The sequence below is a fragment of the Candidatus Protochlamydia sp. W-9 genome (assembly GCF_001950615.1).
Classification (GTDB): Bacteria; Chlamydiota; Chlamydiia; order Chlamydiales; family Parachlamydiaceae; genus Protochlamydia; species Protochlamydia amoebophila.
The window spans coordinates 1-277 of the sequence record NZ_BCPZ01000062.1; the positions used below are offsets into that span (position 1 = coordinate 1).

Genomic DNA, 277 nt, shown 5'->3' on the forward strand with positions numbered 1-277 from the left:
CGGTAGGAGAGCGTAGTATGCAGCGTCGAAGATGTACCGTAAGGAGCGTTGGAGCGCATACTAGTGATAATGCATGGCATGAGTAAACGATAAAGGAGGTGAAAATCCTCCTCGCCGAAAACCTAAGGTTTCCAGGGTAAAGTTCGTCTTCCCTGGGTTAGCCGGTCCCTAAGCCGAGGCTGAAAAGCGTAGGTGATGGAAAGCAGGTTAAATATTCCTGCGCCACCTAAAACTATGGTGACGGGTCGACGGAGTACGTTAAGCGCGCGGACCATTG

At 51.3% G+C, this 277-nt stretch carries 1 rRNA gene; it reads left to right on the forward strand.

Features of this window, described 5'->3' with window-relative positions:
• Window positions 1-277 (forward strand): 23S ribosomal RNA (locus BU804_RS01835); the annotation flags it as partial.